The organism is Mesorhizobium sp. WSM1343 (assembly GCF_055901535.1).
In genome coordinates, this window is record NZ_CM148370.1 from 1,826,663 (window position 1) to 1,847,194 (window position 20,532).

General features: G+C 63.2%; 17 protein-coding genes. 14 read left to right on the forward strand and 3 right to left on the reverse strand.

Features of this window, described 5'->3' with window-relative positions; translation table 11 throughout:
* Positions 1-53: 53 nt before the first annotated feature.
* Positions 54-1,559: a UxaA family hydrolase gene (locus AC0NIL_RS08840; protein WP_013529531.1), complete on the reverse strand. Its 1,506-nt coding sequence runs from the start codon at positions 1,557-1,559 to the stop codon at positions 54-56.
* A 229-nt stretch (positions 1,560-1,788) separates the two neighbouring features.
* On the opposite strand from AC0NIL_RS08840, the gene AC0NIL_RS08845 reads away from it, so the two are divergent.
* From AC0NIL_RS08845 to gndA, 6 genes are all read left to right on the forward strand, one after another.
* A complete protein-coding gene (locus AC0NIL_RS08845; RefSeq protein WP_013529532.1) occupies positions 1,789-2,691 on the forward strand; it encodes a GntR family transcriptional regulator in 903 nt (300 codons plus the stop codon).
* Positions 2,692-2,888: 197 nt separating this feature from the next.
* Entirely contained in the window at positions 2,889-3,245 is a 357-nt protein-coding gene (locus AC0NIL_RS08850) for a DUF2946 family protein (RefSeq protein WP_275954532.1), read from the forward strand.
* A gap of 97 nt (positions 3,246-3,342) precedes the next feature.
* Positions 3,343-3,882 (forward strand): copper chaperone PCu(A)C, encoded by a 540-nt coding sequence (locus AC0NIL_RS08855; protein WP_063173102.1) that lies wholly within the window; start codon positions 3,343-3,345, stop codon positions 3,880-3,882.
* A 41-nt stretch (positions 3,883-3,923) separates the two neighbouring features.
* On the forward strand, positions 3,924-4,442 hold the full coding sequence (locus tag AC0NIL_RS08860; RefSeq protein ID WP_013529535.1) for a YcnI family copper-binding membrane protein: 519 nt from the start codon (positions 3,924-3,926) through the stop codon (positions 4,440-4,442).
* A gap of 53 nt (positions 4,443-4,495) precedes the next feature.
* On the forward strand, positions 4,496-6,133 hold the full coding sequence (locus AC0NIL_RS08865) for a copper resistance CopC/CopD family protein (protein ID WP_473572593.1): 1,638 nt from the start codon (positions 4,496-4,498) through the stop codon (positions 6,131-6,133).
* Between the two features lie 148 nt (positions 6,134-6,281).
* On the forward strand, positions 6,282-7,709 hold the full coding sequence (gndA, locus tag AC0NIL_RS08870) for an NADP-dependent phosphogluconate dehydrogenase (RefSeq protein ID WP_473572592.1): 1,428 nt from the start codon (positions 6,282-6,284) through the stop codon (positions 7,707-7,709).
* Between the two features lie 17 nt (positions 7,710-7,726).
* Here gndA and AC0NIL_RS08875 read toward each other — a convergent pair whose 3' ends face one another.
* Positions 7,727-8,782: a LacI family DNA-binding transcriptional regulator gene (locus AC0NIL_RS08875; RefSeq protein WP_063169024.1), complete on the reverse strand. Its 1,056-nt coding sequence runs from the start codon at positions 8,780-8,782 to the stop codon at positions 7,727-7,729.
* Between the two features lie 405 nt (positions 8,783-9,187).
* Here AC0NIL_RS08875 and AC0NIL_RS08880 point away from each other — a divergent pair, with 405 nt between their 5' ends.
* From AC0NIL_RS08880 to AC0NIL_RS08915, 8 genes are all read left to right on the forward strand, one after another.
* Entirely contained in the window at positions 9,188-10,426 is a 1,239-nt protein-coding gene (locus AC0NIL_RS08880; protein ID WP_473572591.1) for an ABC transporter substrate-binding protein, read from the forward strand.
* An 81-nt stretch (positions 10,427-10,507) separates the two neighbouring features.
* Entirely contained in the window at positions 10,508-11,395 is an 888-nt protein-coding gene (locus AC0NIL_RS08885) for a carbohydrate ABC transporter permease (protein ID WP_024504415.1), read from the forward strand.
* Between the two features lie 2 nt (positions 11,396-11,397).
* A complete protein-coding gene (locus AC0NIL_RS08890; RefSeq protein WP_275954589.1) occupies positions 11,398-12,330 on the forward strand; it encodes a carbohydrate ABC transporter permease in 933 nt (310 codons plus the stop codon).
* A gap of 5 nt (positions 12,331-12,335) precedes the next feature.
* Positions 12,336-13,433: an ABC transporter ATP-binding protein gene (locus AC0NIL_RS08895; protein ID WP_027161308.1), complete on the forward strand. Its 1,098-nt coding sequence runs from the start codon at positions 12,336-12,338 to the stop codon at positions 13,431-13,433.
* A gap of 53 nt (positions 13,434-13,486) precedes the next feature.
* Positions 13,487-14,233 (forward strand): sugar phosphate isomerase/epimerase family protein, encoded by a 747-nt coding sequence (locus tag AC0NIL_RS08900; protein ID WP_275954529.1) that lies wholly within the window; start codon positions 13,487-13,489, stop codon positions 14,231-14,233.
* 11 nt (positions 14,234-14,244) lie between these two features.
* Complete coding sequence (locus AC0NIL_RS08905; RefSeq protein WP_013529544.1) at positions 14,245-15,387, forward strand: Gfo/Idh/MocA family protein; 1,143 nt, start codon at positions 14,245-14,247, stop codon at positions 15,385-15,387.
* 120 nt (positions 15,388-15,507) lie between these two features.
* Positions 15,508-16,554, forward strand: coding sequence for an L-glyceraldehyde 3-phosphate reductase (mgrA, locus tag AC0NIL_RS08910; protein ID WP_275954528.1), 1,047 nt, complete (start codon positions 15,508-15,510; stop codon positions 16,552-16,554).
* A 194-nt stretch (positions 16,555-16,748) separates the two neighbouring features.
* Positions 16,749-17,153: a Fur family transcriptional regulator gene (locus AC0NIL_RS08915; RefSeq protein WP_013529546.1), complete on the forward strand. Its 405-nt coding sequence runs from the start codon at positions 16,749-16,751 to the stop codon at positions 17,151-17,153.
* 152 nt (positions 17,154-17,305) lie between these two features.
* On the opposite strand, the gene polA is transcribed toward AC0NIL_RS08915, so the two are convergent.
* Positions 17,306-20,257, reverse strand: coding sequence for a DNA polymerase I (gene polA, locus AC0NIL_RS08920; RefSeq protein WP_063170336.1), 2,952 nt, complete (start codon positions 20,255-20,257; stop codon positions 17,306-17,308).
* Positions 20,258-20,532 lie beyond the last annotated feature (275 nt).

The window sequence follows — 20,532 nt, forward strand, 5'->3', positions numbered from 1 at the left end:
CTCCCCGTTGCCCGCCGCTGACCGGCGCGCAGTCTACTTTATATCAGTAAAATCTAAAGTGTTGCGCCCAGATGCCAGGGCACGAACTCGTTGTCGCCGTAGCCGAAGTCCTCGCTCTTGGTCTTGCGGCCGGAAGCCGTTTCGACGATCAGTTCGAAGATCTCGCGGCCCATGCCGGCGATGGTCTTTTCACCCGAGGCGATGACGCCGCAATTGACGTCCATGTCCTCTTCCATCTGGTGGTACATGGTCGAGTTGGTGGCGACCTTGATCGACGGCGTCGGACGGCAGCCGAAGCAGGAGCCGCGGCCGGTGGTGAAGACGATGACGTTGGCGCCGCCCGCCACCTGGCCGGTCGCCGAAACCGGGTCGTAGCCAGGCGTATCCATGAACACGAGGCCACTGCCGGTGACTTTTTCGGCGTAGCCGAAGACGCCGTTGAGCGGCGTCTGGCCGCCCTTGGCGACCGCACCGAGGGACTTCTCCAGGATGGTGGTGAGGCCGCCGCGCTTGTTGCCGGGCGAGGGATTGTTGTCGATCGAGGCGCCATGCTTGGCGACGTGGTCCTCCCACCACTTCACGAAGCCGTCGAGCTTCTGCGCGATCTCCGGCGTTGCCGCGCGGTAGGCAAGCAGATGCTCGGCGCCGTAGATTTCCGTGGTCTCGGAGAGGATGCCGATACCGCCGACGCCGGCCAGGATGTCGACAGCCGCGCCCAGCGCCGGATTGGCCGTGATGCCCGACATGCCGTCGGAGCCGCCGCATTGCAGGCCGACGACGATCTCGCTGACCGGGATCGGCTCACGCTTCAACTGGCCGACTTCCTCGGCGATCTCGGCCAGCACGCCCATCGCTTTTTCCACCGATTTGCGCGACCCGCCGGCGTCCTGGATGTTGAAATGGCGCTTGCCGGCAGCGACGCCCTTCTGGCCGTAGAGGGTGAGCTGGTTGACCTCGCAGCCGAGGCCGACCATCAGCACGCCGCCGAAATTCGGGTGGCGGGCATAGCCGGCAAGCGTGCGGTGCAGCACCATCATGCCGTCGCCGGTGCCGCTCATGCCGCAGCCCTGGCCGTGCACGATCGGCACGAAGCCGTCGATGCCGGGGTATTTCGGCAACAGCGTGCGGTTGGCGGTATCGGCGATGGAATGGCAGACGGTGGCCGAGCAATTGACGCTGGCGACGATGCCGATGAAGTTGCGCGTGCCGGCGCGGCCATCGGCGCGGCGATAGCCCATGAAGGTGCGGGCGCGGTCGGCCTCCGTCGCGTGCTCGGCCTCGCTCGGCGGCACGACCGGCAAGCGGCCGGATTCGAAAACCAGATTGTGCGAATGCACGTGCTCGCCGGCTGCGATGTCCTGTGTCGCGCGACCGATCGCCTGGGCGTATTTCACCACGGCCTCGCCGGCGGCGATCGGCTTGATCGCCACCTTGTGGCCGGGCTCGATCAGCGCACTGGCGACGGCACCGCCCGGCAGCGCGGTGCCGATCTCGATGCGGCCGTTGGCGACGGCGACATTGTCGGCGGGGGACAGAAGAATGCAGTTGGAGGCGTTCACGGGCGGTTTCCTGGGTGATCCTGGGTTGCGCGGGGCGGATTGACACGCGCCTGTTTAGAGATATTGTCTTTTATCGTGAAAAAACAGTTTTGCGTCAATTGTTTTTTCGTGGGGAGTTCCGCATGTCTCCGGGTTGTTCCGGGAAGCAATTTCGCTTCTCAGAGCCATGCGAACGTCATATTGCGCTTCAAACCGTCCGCTGCAAGCGACGGCGTGCAACGGGTCAGGGATGTCGAAGAGCAACAACGTCTACAAGGATGCCTACAACCGCTGCCTGCGGCTGCTCGACGAAACGCGCAGCCTGCCTTCGGAGCCGGAACTGGGCACCTTGCTTGGCGTCAGCCGGACCACGGTGCGCACCATTCTCGCGCGCATGGAAGAGACCGGGCTGATCGCCTGGAACAAGCGCGCCAAGACGGTGCTGCGCGAACCGCTTCCCGATGATTTCTTCCCCGAGGAAGAGACAGACACGCTGGCCGAGATCATCGAACGGTCGTTCATGCGTCGGCTGCTCGCCGGCGGTGCCGAAGCCGGCATGCAGATCAACGAACTCGAACTGGCGCGCGAGATCGGCGTTGGCACCACCAGCGTGCGCGAGTTCCTGATCCGCTTCTCCCGCTTCGGCCTGATCGAGAAACGTCGCAACAGTCATTGGGTGCTGAAGGGCTTTACGCGCGCCTTCGCGCTGGAGCTGACCGAAATCCGCGAGATGTTCGAACTGCGCTCGGCGGCCGCCTTTGCCGCTTTACCGCAGGACAGCGCAGTCTGGACCGATCTCGACCGCCTGGAAGACGAGCATCGCCAGCTGGCAAACGACATAGCCGCCCGCTTCACCGAGTTCTCCGAACTCGACGAGCGCTTCCACCGGCTGATCCACCGGGCATCGCGCAATCGCTTCATCGTCGATTTCTACGATGTCATCGCCATGATCTTCCACTACCATTACCAGTGGAACAAGGCGCAGGAACGCGAGCGCAACGAAGTCGCGATCGGTGAGCATCTGGTCTACATAGAAGCGCTGAAATCACGCGATCTCGGCAAGGTCGACGCCGCTTGCCGCAAGCATTTGAAGTCGGCGCGCCAGACATTGCTGACCTCGATCCCGGAGAGCCGGTCGCTGCAAAAACACTGAGCCGCATCGCGGCTCGCAGCCTTGTTTCATGCATGTCGTTGTCCCAAAACCGCTATACACTTCTGGGCGACATGCCTTGGGCCTGCCGCGTTGCCGCCGCGGCGATTTGGCGATTTTCCACCCGCCGGCCCCGTGCTAGATATGGTTGGTTGCTGCGAAGAGGCAGGGCTTTGGGCGTATCGAGGAGACGATGGAGCATGCCGGTCGCGCTTGTCGCGGCCTATCTGCTGTTGCTCCAGTCGACGCTTGGTGCATTCGCCTTCGGCGCCGGTCCCAATGCATCGCAACTCGACGCTTTCGGCAACGTCATCTGTACCCATGAAGGCGCAACCCAGCTTCCGGGCGGCAACCAGCCGCCGTCCCATCTGCCGGCATGCTGCGCGCTCGGCTGCAGCATGGTTTCGGCGGCCTTTGCGCCGCCGCCCAATGCCGGTCTGGCGCCGGGCAGCCTTTCCTTTGAAACGGTCGCCTTTGTCTTCCCGGCGGCCATCCATCTCGACTTTGCGCGTGAGCGCTCGCCGTCGAACCCGCGCGCGCCGCCGCTGACGGCCTGAGCCTGTTTGCCCGGCGGAACCTTTCGTGGGCGTACCCATCCAAAGATCTAACTGCTCGCGACCGGCAGCGGCGCGACCTTCACTTCATGGAGCAACCATGTCCTATTTTTTCCCTGACGCCGCGCGTCCTATGGCCGGCAGCATTCTACGCGGCATCGAAGAGCGTGTCGGCATTGCCGTGCTGGCTCTTGCGCTGCTGTTCACAGGCGCGCAGTCCGTCTTCGCGCATGAGTTCAAGGTTGGCGATCTTGAGATCGGCCACCCCTGGTCGCGCGCCACGCCGGCCGGCGCCAAAGTGGCCGGCGGTTATTTCACCATCACCAACAAGGGCAGTGCGCCGGACCGGCTGGTGTCGATTTCCTCCGATGTCTCCGAAAAGGCCGAGCTGCATGAGATGGGCGTCAAGGACGGCGTCATGACCATGCGGCCGGTTGCCGGCGGCCTGGAAATTCCGGCCGGCGGCAAGGTAGCCCTTGCACCTGGCGGCTATCATTTGATGTTCATGGGCCTGAAGCGGCAACCCAAACAGGGCGAAAAGTTCTCCGCCACCCTGACCTTCGAAAAGGCCGGCGCCGTCAGCGTCGATTTCGCCGTCGAAGGCATGGGCGGCGGCGCCGTGGACGATCACGCCAATTGACCGCGCCAGCTCGACAAATCTTGAAAATCCGAGGGACCATCATGAACAAATATCTTTTGTCGGCCGGCGCACTTCTCGCGCTCGGAACCAGCGCCGCCTTCGCGCATATCACGTTCGAAACCCAGGAGGCGGCGGTCGGCTCGACCTACAAGGCCGTTTTGCGCGTGCCGCATGGCTGCGACGGCAAGGCGACGACCGCCGTGCGCGTGCAAATTCCGGAAGGGGTGATCGCGATCAAGCCGATGCCGAAGCCCGGCTGGACGCTGCAGACCAAGAAGGGCAAGTACGAGAAATCCTACCAGCTCTACGGTCAGGCGGTGACCGATGGGGTCAAGGAGGTCGACTGGAGCGGCGGCAACCTGCCCGATGAATTCTATGACGAGTTCGTTTTCCGCGCGACGCTGACGGCGGATCTCCCCGTCGGCCAAAAACTCTATTTCCCGGTCGTGCAGGAATGCGACGGTGCAGCCGATCGCTGGATCGAGATTCCAGCGGCAGGGCAGGATGAAGACGCACTGGAAAGCCCGGCACCCGGCATCAAGCTGCTGCCGAAGAAATGATCTCCCAGGCGGCGCGCTCTTTCGAGTGCGCCGCTTTTTTTCGTGGCGGTGACATGAGCACGACCTCCCTCCTGCAAACGGCTTGCATGACCGGCAAACGCACCGGCCGGCTTGCCGTCGGCCTGTTGGCTGTGATCGTGTTTCTTGCCAGCCTTGCCGTGTCAGATCAGGCCTTTGCCCATGCCGCGCTGATCAAGACCGACCCGGCCGACGGCGCGGTGCTGGCACAGGGACCGGCGCAGTTCTCGCTGACCTTCAGCGAGCCGGTCTCGCCTCTGGTGCTGACGCTGGTGAAGTCCGACGGCAAGCCGGTTCCACTGACCGCCTTTCGTCTCAGCGACCAGACCGTCGAGATCGACAATCCGCAGCCGCTCAAGTCGGGCACGCATGTCTTGAGCTGGCGCGTCATCTCCGCAGACGGTCATCCCGTCGGCGGATCGCTGCTGTTTTCCATCGGAGCGCCCAGCGAACCGCCGGCCGTATCCGAAACCGTCGACTGGCCGTTGCGGTCGGCTATCTGGGCGGGCAAAATCTTTCTCTACGTCGGCCTCTTCCTCGGCGTTGGCGGCGCCTTCGCGCTTGCCTGGTTGGCCGGAAGTGCCCGTGCCGGGCAGCGCTTCGTTGCAGCTGCAATCCTGAGCGGGCTGGTCGCGTCGTCCCTGTCGCTCGGATTGCAGGGGCTTGATGCACTCGGGGCGCCGCTCTCCCATCTGGCACAATCGGTCATCTGGCGGACCGGGCTCGGCACCAGCTTCGGCTGGACGGTGCTGGTCGCGCTGATCGCGCTGGGGCTTGGCCTGCTGTCGCTGGCCGGTCCCCGTGCCACCGCCAAGCCATTGGCGCTGGCCGGCCTGGCCGGGGTGGGGATTGCACTTGCCGCCAGCGGCCATGCCAGTGCCGCCGAACCGCAATGGCTGACGCGGCCGATGGTGTTCCTGCATGGCGTCTGCATCGCGTCGTGGGTCGGCGCATTGGTCCCACTCGGGCTGGCGCTCAAGGGGCAATCGGCGGAGGCCACGCCATTCCTGCGGCGATTTTCTTGGGCGATCCTGCCCGTGGTGGCCGTGCTTGCCGCTGCCGGCACCGTGCTTGCCGTCATCCAGGTGCAAACGCCCGCGGCATTGGTCGACACCGCCTATGGAAGGCTGCTGCTGATCAAGCTCGGGCTGCTGGTCTTTCTGTTCACGCTCGCTGCCGTCAACCGCTGGAAACTCACGGCATCGGCCGAGGCGGGATCGACGGAAGTTCAACGCAGGCTGGTCCGCTCGATCGGCGTCGAGATGTTGATCGTGTTGGCGATTTTCGGCGTTGCCGCGGGCTGGCGCTTCACACCGCCGCCACGAGCCCTGGCGATCGCGGCAGCGCAACCGGTGTCGGTCCATATCCACGCGCTGCAAGCGATGGCCGATCTCAACTTCACTCCCGGCCATGCCGGCCCGGTCGTTGCCTCGATGGTCATCATGAGCGGCGATTTCGGCCCGCTCGACGCCAAGGAGGTAACGCTTGTGCTGTCAAAGCCCGATTCCGGCATCGAACCCTTGAAGCGCACGGCGACCAAGCCCGGCGACGGCAGCTGGCGCGTCGACAACCTCGTCATTCCGGTGCCTGGCCGGTGGACGGTGCGCATCGACATACTGGTCTCGGATTTTCAGATGGTGAAGATCGAGGCGCCCGTCGACATCAGGCCGTAGGCGGGACTGCCAGGTACCTCTACACGGGCACGACCGACAATCCGGGCAACACAATTCGGCGAGGCGGTTGACGCAGGCGTCAAGGCCCGTCAATCATCGCCCGCAAAATCGCGGTCTCAACAAACGATCCGAGAGCAGGGAAGAAACGATGGAAAAAGCCGAAATCGGCCTGATCGGCCTTGGCACGATGGGCTCCAACCTGGCGCTCAACATCGCCGAGCACGGGCACCGCATCGCTGTCTTCAACCGCACCAGGGCGCGCACCGATGCCTTTGTCGAGAATGCCGGAGCGCTCAGGGACATGGTCGTGCCCTGCTACAGCCTTGAAGAGCTCGCCGCCGCGATCCGGCCGCCGCGCCCGATCATCATCATGGTGCTGGCCGGCAAGCCGGTCGACGAACAGATCGCGGCACTGCGCGGCGTGCTGTCGGCCAACGACATCGTCATCGATGCCGGCAACGCCAATTTCCGCGACACGATGCGGCGCTTCTCCGAGCTTTCCGGTTCGGGTCTCACCTTCATAGGCATGGGCGTGTCCGGCGGCGAGGAGGGGGCACGCCACGGGCCGTCGATCATGGTCGGCGGCACGGAGGACTCATGGAAGCGCGTCGAGAAGGTGCTGACGGCGATCTCCGCCAAATTCAAGGACGAACCCTGCGCGGCATGGCTCGGCACCGACGGCGCCGGACATTTCGTCAAGACCATCCACAACGGCATAGAATATGCCGACATGCAGATGATCGCGGAGATCTACGGCATCCTGCGCGACGGCCTGGGCATGGGTCCGAAAGAGATCGGCACGGTGTTTGCCGACTGGAACAAGGGCCGGCTCAACTCCTACCTGATCGAGATCACCGCCAAGGTGCTGGCCGCCGACGATCCGAAGACCGGCAAGCCGGTGGTCGACATCATCCTCGACCGCGCCGGCCAGAAGGGCACCGGCAAATGGTCGGTCATCGAGGCGCAGCAGCTCGGCATCCCGGCCACCGCGATCGAGGCGGCGGTGGCGGCGCGCGTTCTGTCGTCGATCAAGGACGAGCGGCTGGCGGCGGAAAAGGCCTATGGCAACATCAGCGAGACGAAGATTTCCGGTGACAAGGACGCCTTGCTGAAAGATCTGGAACTGGCGCTGTTCGCCGGCAAGATCGCCGCCTACGCCCAAGGTTTCGCGGTGATGAGCGGCGCGTCGAAGGAATTCAATTGGAACCTGCCGATGCCGACCATCGCCAGGATCTGGCGCGCCGGCTGCATCATCCGCTCGCAGATGCTCGACACCATGGCGGAAGCCTTCAGCAAGGGCGGCGCCTCGACCAACCTTCTGATGGCGCCGGCCTTCATCTCGCTGATGCAGGGAGCGCATCCGTCGCTGCGCCGCATCGTGGCGAGGGCTTCGGAAGCCGGCTCGCCGGTTCCGGCGCTGTCTTCCGCACTTGCCTATTTCGACAGCTATCGCCAGGGCCGCGGCACCTCGAATCTGATCCAGGCGCAGCGCGACTTCTTCGGCGCGCACGGCTTCGAGCGTATCGACGACAAAGGCGCGTTCCATGGGCCGTGGGGAAGCGGTGCGGCTGGCTGACAAGCCGGCCCAAGAGCCTAAACGGAAACCGGCGGTCTGAACGCCTGAACCTCGCTGGTGGCGACCAGGCGCTGCAGCGAGCCGGGTGCGGCGCCGCCGATCCAGCCGAGCACGGAGCGGGCGAGATCGGAGCCGGCCAGGCGGAAGTTCTCGTTGACGACGAGCAATTCCGGCCGGAACAGGTGCAACAGGTCCGACGATTGCTTGGACACGACATCGACGTCGCGGCCAAGCTTGAGGCCGGCATCTTCGATGCCGGCGACGATAGCCAGTGTCGCGGCGGCGGCGCTGCTGACGAAGCCGTCCGGCCTGTTTTCGCGGCGCATCACCTGCGCGGTCCTGGTCCTGATCTGCTCGATCGTGTGATCGATGGAAACGGTGTTGAACGGAATTTCGCTGGCGCCGACCTCGCTCAGCGCATCGGCAAAGCCGTTCAGCGTGTGGCCATAATAGGTCAGCCCGGGTGGCGGCGACAGAAGCGCCAGCTTGCGCCTGCCCATGCTCGCCAGGCGGCGCACGGCTTCCATCGCGAATACATGGTTGTCGAAGTCATGGTAGGGGTGGACGAGGCCCATATCGGTGCGGCCATGCGTGGCAAAGGGCATGCCGTGCTCGAGCATGTAGCGGGCGCGTGGATCGTTCGGTTGGGTGCGCGAGATGATGACGCCATCGGCCGAGCCGGTCTCGACGAGATAGCGGATCGGCTCCATCGGATCCTGCGAGCGGGAATAAGGCGTGACGATCAGGTGATAGGGCGTTTCGGCGAGCACTTCCGAAACACCGTAGATGATGTCCGAGACGAAGCTCATGATCTCGCGGTCGGTGTTGAGCACGAGGCTGATGACATTGGTCCTGCCGGTGCGCAGACGCACGCCGGCGCGGTTCGGCCGGTAGCCGATCTGCTTGGCGACGAGTTGGACGCGGCGCCTGGTCTCGGCGCCGATTTCCGGGGCATCCTTCAAGGCGCGTGACACGGTGGTGACGCCGAGCCCGGTCATGAAGGCAAGCGTCTTCAACGTCGGCCGTCCCTGTGCCGAGTTCTCCCCGTTCTTGTCCGTACGCTGTCTGTCCATTCGTCCCGCCCGTCAGGCGCATAGCAGCCGCGGGCCATGTCGGCAATCGCCGTCATAGCGATACGATATGCGTCCCAGCCCCGGCAAAGCGTCAATATACTGAAACGTTACAGATTGCCAGTATCGAGATGTATGTCCTCGTCACGAGGTGGATGGTTCTTTTTGCGAAACGCATTGGGATTCCAGGAGAAATCGCCCCTGCCGCCGCCTTTTGCCCGTATCAGGCGGCATTTCGGTGTTTGCGCCGCAGCAAACCATGCTGCAGTGCATGAGAAGGGCGATCATTCAGACGAATTTGTTCGCTGCCCGAAAAAAATATCGAGGGCGCTTCGTTGATGGGTTGCACAGCCCGCGCAATTGCCGTATCGAAAATCTGTAACGTTTCAGAGTCTGGGAGGAGCCGAAATGCGATACAGATTTTTGACCGCTGCCCTGGCGGCGACGGCTGCACTGCAATTTGCCGGCCAGGCGGCCGCGACGGACCTGGAAGTCACCCATTGGTGGACTTCAGGCGGCGAGGCCGCGGCGGTTGCGGAACTTGCCAAGGCATTCGATGCGGCCGGCAACCACTGGGTGGACGGCGCCATTGCCGGCTCCGGCGGCACGGCGCGGCCGATCATGATCAGCCGCATCACCGGTGGCGATCCGATGGGCGCCACGCAGTTCAACCACGGCCGGCAGGCGGAAGAGTTGGTGCAGGCCGGGCTGATGCGCGACCTCACCGACGTCGCCACCAAGGGCAAGTGGACTGATGTCGTGCGGCCGAAGAGCCTGCTCGACGGCTGCACCATCGACGGCAAGATCTATTGCGTGCCCGTCAACATCCATTCCTGGCAGTGGCTGTGGCTGTCCAACGAAGCCTTCGCGAAGGCCGGCGTGCCGTTGCCGAAGGACTGGAATGAATTCGTGGCGGCAGCGCCGGCACTGGAGAAGGCCGGCATCATCCCGCTCGCCGTCGGCGGGCAAGCCTGGCAATCCTCCGGTGCCTTCGACGTGCTGCTTGCGGCTGTGGGCGGCACGGACACGTTCCTCAAGGTCTACAAGAACAAGGATGCCAAGTTCGCCGCCGGGCCCGAAGTCGCCAAGGTCTTCAAGGCCGCGGACGATGCCCGCAAGATGGCGAAGAACACCAATGTGCAGGACTGGAACCAGGCGACCAACCTGGTCATCACCGGCAAGGCGGGTGGCCAGATCATGGGCGACTGGGCACAGGGCGAGTTCCAGGTTGCCGGCAAGACCGCCGGCAAGGACTATACCTGCCTGCCGGGCCTTGGGCTGAACGAGGTCATAGCCACGGGCGGCGACGCCTTCTACTTCCCGCTGCTCAAGGATGCCGACAAGAGCAAGGCGCAGGAGGTGCTGGCCGAGACGCTGCTCGATCCCAAGACGCAGGTTGCCTTCAATCTGAAGAAGGGTTCCCTGCCGGTGCGCGGCGACGTCGATCTCAACGCGGCGAACGACTGCATGAAGAAAGGCCTCGCCATCCTCGCCAAGGGTGCCGTCATACCGTGGACGGATCAGCTGCTTTCGCAGGACACCCAGAAGCAGAAGGAAGACCTTTTCGCCGAATTCTTCGCCAAGCCGGAATTGACCATCGAAGACGCACAGAAGCGCTTCGCCGACCTCATCGCTTCGGCGGACTGACGCTGGCGGCAACCCACCTCGCTCCCGGCCTTGCGAATGCAGGGCCGGGAATGCACCGCCCTTACCCAGCCGGCTGACGAGATGAGCAAGAGCGAACGCCCGAACCTTCTGTTCCGCAACCTCAATGCGAAGGTCGCCTCGATCCCGATGATCCTCACCGCCATGGTGGTTTTCGTCGGCGGCACCGTTTGGACGGTGCTCTATTCCTTCACCAATTCGAAGCTTCTGCCGCGGCTGAATTTCGTCGGGCTCGACCAGTACTACCGGCTGTGGGCGACGCCGCGCTGGCTGATCTCGATCGAAAACCTGCTGATCTACGGCGCGATCTCGCTGGTGTTCTCGCTGGTCATCGGCTTCCTGCTTGCAGCACTGCTCGATCAGAAGATCCGCTTCGAGGACACGTTGCGCACCATCTTCCTCTATCCTTTCGCGCTCTCCTTCATCGTCACCGGCCTGGTCTGGCAGTGGCTGCTCAATCCGGATTTCGGCATCCAGCATGTGGTCCGTGACTTAGGCTGGACGAGCTTCAGCTTCGACCCGCTCTACAATTCCAGCATCGTCATCTACGGCATATCGATCGCGGCGCTGTGGCAAGGCACAGGGCTCATCATGTGCCTGATGCTGGCTGGCCTGCGCGGCATTGACGAGGACATCTGGAAGGCGGCGCGGGTGGATGGGATCCCGATGTGGAAGACCTATCTGTTCATCGTCATCCCGATGATGCGGCCGGTCTTCATCACCACGCTCGTCATCATCGCTGCCGGCATCGTCAAGGTCTATGATCTCGTCGTGGCCCAGACCAGCGGCGGCCCGGGCATCGCCTCCGAAGTGCCGGCCAAATACGTCTACGACTATATGTTCTTCGCCCAGAACCTCGGCCAGGGCTTTGCTGCCTCGACCATGATGCTGCTCTCGGTGGTGATCGTCATCGTGCCCTGGGCCTATCTCGAGTTCGGGCGGCGCAAATGAGCATGGCAGACATCACCGCTCAAGCGAGCACCGCCGCCGGCGCGCGCCAGGGCATCACCGATCCCTACGGCCCGAAGCCGCGCCGCGTGATTTCGCGCCGCAACGTCTTCCTATACGGCACATTGTTCGTCATGGCGGTCTACTACCTCTTGCCGCTCTACGTCATGGTCGTCACCTCGCTCAAGGGCATGCCGGAGATCCGGCTCGGCAACATCTTCTCACCGCCGCTCGAGATCACTTTCGAACCGTGGGTCAAGGCGTGGTCGACTGCCTGCACCGGCCTTAACTGCGACGGGCTTTCGCGCGGCTTCTGGAATTCGGTGCGCATCACCGTGCCGTCAGTGCTGCTGTCGATCGCCATCGCCTCGGTGAATGGTTATGCACTGGCCAATTGGCGCTTCAAGGGCGCGGATACGTTCTTCATCGTCCTGATCGTCGGCGCCTTCATTCCCTACCAGGTGATGATCTATCCGATCGTCATCATCCTGCGCGAGATCGGCCTCTATGGCAGCCTCAGCGGGCTGGTGATCGTCCATTCCATTTTCGGCATGCCGATCCTGACGCTGCTGTTCCGCAATTATTTCTCCTCGATGCCGGAGGAGCTGTTCCGGGCGGCACGTGTCGACGGTGCCGGCTTCTGGGGCATCTTCCTGCGCATCATGCTGCCGATGTCGCTGCCGATCTTCGTCGTCGCCATCATCCTGCAGGTGACCGGCATCTGGAACGACTTCCTGTTCGGCGTCGTCTACACCCGCCCCGACACCTATCCGATGACGGTGCAGCTCAACAACATCGTCAATTCGGTGCAAGGCGTGAAGGAGTACAACGTCAATATGGCCGCAACCATCCTGACCGGGCTTGTGCCGCTCATCGTCTACTTCATCTCCGGCAAGCTTTTCGTACGTGGCATCGCCGCCGGCGCGGTGAAGGGGTGATGGCGATGACGGCAGCCAACGATACCAGCGTTTCGATCCAGGACCTGTCGCTGAATTTCGGCGCGGTGACCGTCCTGGAGACGCTCAATCTGGATGTCGCCGATGGCGAGTTCATCGTGCTGCTCGGGCCGTCCGGCTGCGGCAAGTCGACCTTGCTCAATTGCATTGCCGGCCTGCTCGACGTTTCCGAAGGCCGCATCTTCATCAAGGGCAAGAACGTCACCTGGGAAGAGCCCAAGGACCGCGGCATCGGCATGGTGTTCCAGTCCTATGCGCTCTATCCGCAAATGACGGTGGAGAAGAACCTTTCGTTCGGGCTGCGTGTCGCCGGCACGCCAAAAGAAGAGATCGCCAAGCGGATCACGCGGGCGGCTGAAATCCTGCAGATCGAACCGCTGCTGCAGCGTAAGCCGGCCGCACTTTCCGGCGGCCAGCGCCAGCGCGTCGCCATCGGACGGGCGCTGGTGCGCGATGTCGACGTGTTCCTGTTCGACGAGCCGCTGTCCAATCTCGATGCCAAGCTGCGCGCCGAACTGCGCGTCGAGATCAAGCTGCTGCATCGCAAGCTGCAGAACACCATGATCTACGTCACCCACGACCAGATCGAGGCGATGACGCTGGCCGACCGCATCGCGGTGATGAAGGGCGGCGTCATCCAGCAGCTCGATGCGCCGCAGACCATCTACAACCGTCCGGTCAACCGCTTCGTCGCCGGCTTTCTCGGTTCGCCCGCAATGAACTTCGTCGATGGCCACCTGGAAGACGCCGACGGCGGCTGGCGGTTCGCGGCCGGGGATATCAAGATCCCGCTCGGCACTTACGACTTTGCCAAGCCTCCGGCTCCCGGCCCCGTCACATTCGGTATCAGGCCCGAGCATGTCAGCCTGAACAGCGGCACCGGCTGGCCGTTCTCGATGGCCGCCAATGTCGAGGTGGTCGAACCCATGGGCTCCGACACGCTGGTCTGGCTGAAACTTGCCCAGCAGAATTTCAGCGTCCGAGTGACCTCGGAACGCACGCCCAAGAACGACGAGGCGGTGACGCTTGGCTTCGATCCGATGCGCGCCTCGCTTTTCGACACCGCAACCGGCACACGCATCTAGCTTCCGAGAACCAACCTTCCAACGACGATCCCCAAGCAAAACGGACAGAGACGATGAATTGGTCATTCCAACTTTACAGCGCCCGCAATTTCCAACCCTGGGACGGTGTGCTCGCCATGCTCGGCAAGCTCGGCTACGCCCAGGTCGAAGGTTTCGGCGGCGTCTATGATGATCCCGGCGCATTCCGTGCCGAGCTCGACAGGAACGGGCTTGCCATGCCGACTGGGCATTTCTCGATCGACGCGCTCGAGAACGATTTTGACGGCGTGCGCAAAACCGCCGACGCACTCGGTATCACGCTGCTCATCTGCCCTTTCCTGATGCCCGACCAGCGGCCATCCGACGTGGCCGGCTGGCGTGGTTTCGGCGAACGCCTGGCCAAGGTCGGTGATGCCGCGAAAAAGGCCGGCTACGGCTTTGCCTGGCACAATCATGATTTCGAGTTCAAGAAACTTGCCGACGGATCGGTGCCGCAGGACCACATCCTCTCATCCGCGCCCGATGTCAGCTGGGAGATGGACGTTGCCTGGGTGGTGCGCGGCGGCGATGATCCGCTGCCGTGGATCGAGAAACACGGCAAGCGCATCAGCGCCGTCCACGTCAAGGACATGGCCAAGCCCGGCGAGGGGCTGGATGAGGATGGCTGGTCGGATGTCGGCCATGGCACCATCGACTGGGCCGGCCTGATCAAGGTGTTGCGTGCCAGGAGTGCTGCCCAATACTACGTCATGGAACAGGACAACCCCAACGACATCGAGCGTTTCGCCCGCCGCTCCATCGCAGCCGCCAAAACCTATTAGGAGCAATCAGCATGGCAAAGAAACTTGGCATCGGCGTCATCGGCTGCGGCAACATCTCGAAGGCGTATTTTTCGCTGGCGCCGCTGTTTCGCGGCATTGAAATGCGTGCCTGCGCCGACATCAACATGGAGGCGGCCAAGGCGCGGGCGAAGGAGTTCAAGCTGCGCGCCGAAACCGTCGAAGACCTGCTCAAGGCCGACGACATCGACATCATCGTCAATCTGACCATCCCGGCGGTGCACTATGAGGTGTCAAAGCAGATCCTCGACGCCGGCAAGCACGTCTATTCGGAAAAGCCGTTCGTGCTGTCGGTCAAGGAAGGGCTCGACCTTAAGAAGCGGGCGGAGAAAAAGGGTCTGCGCATCGGCTCGGCGCCAGACACTTTCCTCGGCGGCGCGCACCAGCTGGTACGCAACCTGATCGACACCGGCAAGCTTGGCAAGGTCACGAGCGGTACCTGCCATGTCATGGGTCACGGCATGGAGCACTGGCACCCCAATCCGGATTTCTTTTTCCAGCCAGGCGCGGGGCCGGTGCTCGACATCGGACCATATTACATCACCAATCTGATCCAGCTGATCGGGCCGGTGAAGCAGGTCGCGGCCTTCGCGACGACGCCGGCCAAGGAGCGCACGATCAGTTCAAAGCCGCGCGCGGGTGAAAAGATACCGGTCAACACGCCGACAACCATCCACGGGCTGCTGGAGTTCGAGAACGGCGCCGTTATCACGCTCAACACCAGCTGGGACGTCTGGGCCCACGGCCACGCGCCGATGGAGCTTTATGGCGAGGCGGGTACGGTGTTTGTGCCGGACCCGAACTTCTTCGGTGGTGACGTTCGCTTCACCGTCGCGGCCAAGCCGGTCAAGAAGCTGCCGAACTGGCCGCATCCGTTCGGCGTGCCCAACGAGATGCATTCGCAAGGCATGATGGCCAACTACCGCACGTCAGGCCTTGCCGATATGGCGGTGGCGATCGCGGAAGGTCGGCCGCACCGCTGTTCGATGGAGCTGGCGCTGCACGCCGTCGACGTGATGACCGGCCTGCTGCGTTCCGGCGAAACCGGCAAGTTCGTCGCCATGCAGACCACCTGCGAACGGCCGGCCGCACTTGGCGTCAAGGAAGCCAAGGCGCTTTTGGCGAAGAAGAAATAGGGCAGCACACCTCAACCCTCTCCCCGTTTCGACGGAGAGAGGGTAAGGGTGGGGGCAGAGCCAACTCGCCGCGTTGTGACGATGCAGCCGACCGGCTCGTTTCCATTCGAGGATTTTCCGATGCCCTACACGCCCGCCGAAAACCGTTACGAGAAAATGGTCTACAACCGCTGTGGCCGCTCCGGCCTGAAGCTGCCGGCGATCTCGCTGGGCCTGTGGCACAATTTCGGCACCGACACGCCGCACAAGACCAAGCAGGCGATCGCGCGCAAGGCCTTCGACCTCGGCATCACGCATTTCGACCTCGCCAACAATTACGGTCCGCCGCCCGGTTCTGCCGAAACCGCCTTCGGTGAGATCCTGCGCACCGACTTCGCTGCCTACCGCGACGAACTGATCATCTCGACCAAGGCCGGTTACCAGATGTGGGCCGGGCCCTACGGCGAATGGGGTGGGCGCAAATACATTCTGGCCAGCCTCGACCAGAGCCTCAAGCGGATGGGGCTCGACTATGTCGATATCTTCTATTCGCACCGTTTCGATCCCGACACGCCGCTGGAAGAAACGATGGGTGCGCTCGACCATGCCGTGCGCTCGGGCAAGGCGCTCTATGCCGGCATCTCGTCCTACAATTCGCAGCGCACGCGCGAGGCGGCCGATATCTTGAAGCAGCTTGGCACGCCTTGCGTCATCCACCAGCCGAGCTATTCGATGCTGAACCGCTGGGTGGAGGAAGACGGCTTGCTCGACACGCTCGAAGGGCTCGGCGTTGGCTCCATCGTGTTCTCGCCGCTGGCGCAAGGCATGCTGACGGACAAGTATCTCGGCGGCATTCCGGACGGCAGCCGTGCGTCGCAGGGCAAGTCGCTGAAGACAGCCTTCATCAACGACAAGACCATCGCCAACATCAAGGCGCTCGACGCCATCGCCGGCAGGCGCGGACAGACGCTGGCGCAGATGGCGCTGGCCTGGGTGCTGCGCAAGGGCAGGGTGACCTCGGCACTGATCGGCGCCAGCCGGCCGGAGCAGGTCGAGGACTGCGTCGGCGCGCTCAAGGCGCTCGACTTCAGCGATGCCGAACTCGCCGAGATCGACACCTACGCGCGCGAATCCGACATCAATCTGTGGGCGGCTTCTGCCGAGCGCAAAGGCCCGCCGAGGAAATAGGTCCGCTCGATAAGCCGGCAAAGCGAAAAACGGCGGGCAACCTGCCTGTTGCCCCGCTCCGATCGATGTTCTCGGCCGCCTTGCGGGCAGAATGCTGGAAACAGTAGCAAAAATGCCTGTTCGTCGCTATCTGGGTGGGACATGGATCGTTTGTGCGCGGCGCAAGCGACGCAAGGCGAGTTGGAAACAGGATCATGGCGGCAAGGGATGTGCTGACGAAAAACCAGCTGTGCGTGCTCGAGAAACTCGAGACCGCCAGCGGACCGCTCAGTGCCTACACCTTGCTCGACCAATTGCGCGAGCGCGGTTTTCGCGCACCGCTTCAGGTCTATCGCGCGCTCGACACGCTGGTGAAGTCAGGTTTCGTGCATCGGCTTGAAAGCATCAATTCCTTCGTCGCCTGCGCCGAGCCGCATGACCACAGCCATTCGATGACTGCCTTCGCCATTTGCGACACATGCGGGCAGGTCACCGAGATGTCCGACCACGATGTCGGCCACAGCTTGGACGAATGGGTGCGCTCCACCGGCTTCGCCGCCAAGAAGGCGGTGATCGAGTTTCGCGGGACATGTGCCAAGTGTTTGGCTGAGGCGGCTTGAGGTGAGTTGAGATTCAGATGATGCCGGCCTGCAAATGGCGGCTTCCTGCCGCTTCCGGTGCTCACGTACGAAAAGTACGCTCCGCTCCGGTTCTCGGAATCCACCATTTTCGGCTCGGCCTGATCTGAATCTCAACACACCTTGCGTTGGTGCTAATGCGCCTCGTCCCAGTTGTTGGCGGCTCGCGCGTCGACATGCAGCGGCACCGACATCGAGACCGCCGGCATCGCCGCGTTTTCCATGACATGACGCACGACCGGGATCGTCGCCTCGACTTCCGCCTCGACGGTCTCGAAGATCAGTTCGTCATGCACCTGCAGCAGCATGCGTGCCGAAAGGCCTGCTTTTTCCAGCGCCTCCTCCATGCGGATCATGGCACGGCGGATGATGTCGGCGGCGGTGCCTTGCAGGCGGGCATTGATCGAGGCGCGTTCGTTGAAGGCGCGGAGCGAGGGGTTGGACGATCTTATGTCGGGGTAATGGATGCGGCGGCCGAAGATCGTTTCGACAAAGCCGTGCTCGCGGGCATAGGCCTTGGTCTCCTCGATGTAATCGCGGATGCCGGGGAAGCGCTCGAAATATTTCTTGATGTAGTTGCCGGCTTCCTCGCGCGGGATCGACAGCTGGTTGGCGAGACCGAAGGCCGAAATGCCGTAGATGATGCCGAAATTGATCGCCTTGGCGCGGCGGCGAACCTCCGAGGGCATGCCTTCGACCGGCACGTTGAACATCTCCGACGCGGTGATGGCGTGGATGTCGGCGCCGTCGGCGAAAGCCTGCCGCAGTTGCGGGATCTCGGCGACATGGGCGAGCACCCGCAATTCGATCTGGCTGTAGTCGGCCGAGACCAGCCGATGGCTCTTGTCGGTGATGAAGGCGGTCCTGATCTTGCGGCCCTCGGCGGTGCGCACCGGGATGTTCTGCAGGTTCGGATCGGAGGATGACAGGCGTCCCGTCGTCGTAGCGGCCAACGCGTAGGAGGTGTGGACGCGCTTGGTGTCGGGGTGGATGAAGCCGGGCAGCGCATCGGTATAGGTCGATTTCAGCTTGGTCAGCTGGCGCCAGTCGACGATCTTGCGCGGCAGTTCGTGACCTTCGGCAGCGAGATCTTCGAGAAGCTGCGCCGAGGTCGACCACTGGCCGGTCTTGGTCTTCGAACCGCCGGGCAGGCCCATGCGCCCGAACAGGATGTCGCCGAGCTGCTTTGGCGAACCGATGTTGATGCGTTCGCCGATGAGCTGGTAGATTTCCTCTTCGAGGCGAGCGGCGCCCTGCGCCAATTCGCCGGAGAGCCGCGAGAGGATCTGCCTGTCGACCGAGATGCCGCGCTGTTCCATGCGCGCCAGCACCGGCACCAGCGGCCGCTCCAGCCGCTCATAGACCGACACCAGGCCCTTGGCGGCAAGCCGCGGTTTCAGCACCAGCCAGAGCCGCAGCGTCACATCGGCGTCTTCGGCGGCATGAGCCGTCGCCTTGTCGATGTCGACCTGATCGAAACCGACCGAGCTTTTGCCCGAGCCGGTCACGTCCTTGAGCTGAAGAGGAGTATGACCGAGCCACTTTTCGGCAAGCGCATCCATGCCGTGACCATGGGGCGTACCGGCATCGAGCACGTAGGAGATCAGCATGGTGTCGTCGAACGGTGCGACATCGATGCCGTAGCGGCTCATGATGACAAGATCGTATTTCAGGTTCTGCGCGATCTTGAGAACCGATCTGTCTTCGAGCAGCGGTTTCAGCACCGCCAGCGCCTCGCGCAGCGGAATCTGGTTTTCGAGCGCGCCACCACCGAGCAGGTCGCCATTGCCGCTCATGTGGGCGAAGGGAATGTAGGCGGCGCGTCCGGGAGCCGTGGCGATGGCCATGCCGATCAGTTCCGCCTGCATCGGATCGGCGGATGTCGCCCTGACGTCGAAGGCGGCGATGCCAGCCTCCCGTGCCTCGGCGACCCAGGCTTTCAGGGTCGAGATATCGCGGATGCAGTGATAGGCCGAAATGTCGATCTTGCCGGTGGCCGCGCGCTCCAGCCTTAGTGCCGCGAGCAGGGAGGGGGTATCGCCTTGTTTTGACGTCTCCGCCGTCCCGCCGGCTTCGTCCGGTTCAGTGCCAGGCGCGTTTCGGGCAACCGGCGGCAAACCGGCGCCAACGTCCGGGCCATGGGCATGATCGGCGCGTTCGACGGTGACCGCGACGGCCTGGACGTCGCCGGCCTCGGTGCTGGTCGCTTCCGCGACACGGCGGGTCAGCGAGGTGAATTCCATGGTCTTGAGGAAACCGATCAGCTTCGGGCCGTCGGGCGCGTGCAGGACGAAATCCTCCAGACCCTCGGTCACCGGTACGTCGTTCATCAGCGTCACCAGCTGACGAGAAATGCGCGCCTTGTCGGCGTTGGCGATGATCGATTCCCGGCGCTTGTCCTGCTTGATCTCGCCGGCCCGGGCCAGCAGCGTGTCGAGGTCACCGAACTGTTCGAGCAGTTGCGCCGCCGTCTTCGGCCCGATGCCGGGCACACCAGGCACATTGTCGACCGAATCGCCGGTCAGTGCCTGCAGGTCGACCATCTTCTCCGGCGGCACGCCCCATTTCTCGATGACCTCCGGAATTCCGATCTGGCGGTCCTTCATCGGGTCGTACATGGCGACCGTATCGCCAACCAGTTGCATCAAATCCTTATCGGAGGAGATGATGGTGGTATCGCCGCCGGCTTCGCAGGCGAGCCTCGCATAGGTGGCGATCAGATCGTCAGCCTCGTAGCCTTCGATCTCGACGCAGGGCAGGTTGAACGCCCTGGTCGCCTGGCGGATCAGGCCGAATTGCGGGATCAAATCTTCCGGCGGTGCCGAGCGGTTGGCCTTGTATTCGGGGTAGAGATCGTTGCGGAAGGTTTTTGACGAATAGTCGAAAATGACGGCGAAATGCGTCGGCACGATGCCTACATCGGTATTGCGGGCGTCGAGCATCAGCTTCCACAGCATGTTGCAGAAGCCGGAAACGGCGCCGACCGGCAGGCCGTCGGATTTGCGGGTCAGCGGTGGCAGCGCGTGATAGGCGCGGAAGATGTAGCCGGAGCCGTCGACAAGGAAGAGATGATCGCCTTTTTTCATGCCGGCAGGGATAGCGCGGCGCGGCGGCTTGGTCCATGCCAAAGGCAGCCTCGACTATCGGTTCCGGCAACACCCTGACAGATCGCCGTCGCCCTGCTCACGCCCATGTTACAAAACTGTAATTTTCGTGCCCTTGAATCGCCACGTTCAGAGACCCAAATACACGTCATCGGCAGTTTTCGCCGAGTCCGGAGCAAGGCCCGTCCCCCGCCTATCCCGGACACCTGCGGCAGCCTATCCCCCCTCTCCGGGCTGCCGCATCGTTTCGAGTAGAA

Coding starts and splice junctions, on each gene's coding strand:
- AC0NIL_RS08845 (WP_013529532.1), top strand. CDS start 1,789: ATGTCGAAGAGCAACAACGTCTACAAGGATGCCTACAACCGCTGCCTG.
- AC0NIL_RS08850 (WP_275954532.1), top strand. CDS start 2,889: ATGCCGGTCGCGCTTGTCGCGGCCTATCTGCTGTTGCTCCAGTCGACG.
- AC0NIL_RS08855 (WP_063173102.1), top strand. CDS start 3,343: ATGTCCTATTTTTTCCCTGACGCCGCGCGTCCTATGGCCGGCAGCATT.
- AC0NIL_RS08860 (WP_013529535.1), top strand. CDS start 3,924: ATGAACAAATATCTTTTGTCGGCCGGCGCACTTCTCGCGCTCGGAACC.
- AC0NIL_RS08865 (WP_473572593.1), top strand. CDS start 4,496: ATGAGCACGACCTCCCTCCTGCAAACGGCTTGCATGACCGGCAAACGC.
- gndA (WP_473572592.1), top strand. CDS start 6,282: ATGGAAAAAGCCGAAATCGGCCTGATCGGCCTTGGCACGATGGGCTCC.
- AC0NIL_RS08875 (WP_063169024.1), bottom strand. CDS start 8,782: ATGGACAGACAGCGTACGGACAAGAACGGGGAGAACTCGGCACAGGGA.
- AC0NIL_RS08880 (WP_473572591.1), top strand. CDS start 9,188: ATGCGATACAGATTTTTGACCGCTGCCCTGGCGGCGACGGCTGCACTG.
- AC0NIL_RS08885 (WP_024504415.1), top strand. CDS start 10,508: ATGAGCAAGAGCGAACGCCCGAACCTTCTGTTCCGCAACCTCAATGCG.
- AC0NIL_RS08890 (WP_275954589.1), top strand. CDS start 11,398: ATGGCAGACATCACCGCTCAAGCGAGCACCGCCGCCGGCGCGCGCCAG.
- AC0NIL_RS08895 (WP_027161308.1), top strand. CDS start 12,336: ATGACGGCAGCCAACGATACCAGCGTTTCGATCCAGGACCTGTCGCTG.
- AC0NIL_RS08900 (WP_275954529.1), top strand. CDS start 13,487: ATGAATTGGTCATTCCAACTTTACAGCGCCCGCAATTTCCAACCCTGG.
- AC0NIL_RS08905 (WP_013529544.1), top strand. CDS start 14,245: ATGGCAAAGAAACTTGGCATCGGCGTCATCGGCTGCGGCAACATCTCG.
- mgrA (WP_275954528.1), top strand. CDS start 15,508: ATGCCCTACACGCCCGCCGAAAACCGTTACGAGAAAATGGTCTACAAC.
- AC0NIL_RS08915 (WP_013529546.1), top strand. CDS start 16,749: ATGGCGGCAAGGGATGTGCTGACGAAAAACCAGCTGTGCGTGCTCGAG.
- polA (WP_063170336.1), bottom strand. CDS start 20,257: ATGAAAAAAGGCGATCATCTCTTCCTTGTCGACGGCTCCGGCTACATC.